The organism is Mesorhizobium sp. YM1C-6-2, assembly GCF_003666685.1.
Taxonomy (GTDB): domain Bacteria; phylum Pseudomonadota; class Alphaproteobacteria; order Rhizobiales; family Rhizobiaceae; genus Mesorhizobium_K.
This window is the reverse complement of the sequence record NZ_RCIZ01000035.1, coordinates 1-489: the sequence shown is the minus strand read 5'-3', so window position 1 is coordinate 489 and position 489 is coordinate 1. Positions and strand designations below refer to the sequence as shown.

Annotated in this window: 1 protein-coding gene; it reads left to right on the top strand. The window is 27.6% G+C overall.

Annotated features, from left to right (window positions below):
* The first annotated feature begins 16 nt into the window (after positions 1-16).
* Positions 17-151: a delta-lysin family phenol-soluble modulin gene (locus tag D8676_RS27885; RefSeq protein ID WP_001549197.1), complete on the top strand. Its 135-nt coding sequence runs from the start codon at positions 17-19 to the stop codon at positions 149-151.
* Positions 152-489: the final 338 nt, after the last annotated feature.

Here is a 489-nt window from a genome sequence, read left to right as displayed (position 1 = left end):
TGATGGAAAATAGTTGATGAGTTGTTTAATTTTAAGAATTTTTATCTTAATTAAGGAAGGAGTGATTTCAATGGCACAAGATATCATTTCAACAATCGGTGACTTAGTAAAATGGATTATCGACACAGTGAACAAATTCACTAAAAAATAAGATGAATAATTAATTACTTTCATTGTAAATTTGTTATCTTCGTATAGTACTAAAAGTATGAGTTATTAAGCCATCCCAACTTAATAACCATGTAAAATTAGCAAGTGAGTAACATTTGCTAGTAGAGTTAGTTTCCTTGGACTCAGTGCTATGTATTTTTCTTAATTATCATTACAGATAATTATTTCTAGCATGTAAGCTATCGTAAACAACATCGATTTATCATTATTTGATAAATAAAATTTTTTTCATAATTAATAACATCCCCAAAAATAGATTGAAAAAATAACTGTAAAACATTCCCTTAATAATAAGTATGGTCGTGAGCCCCTCCCAAG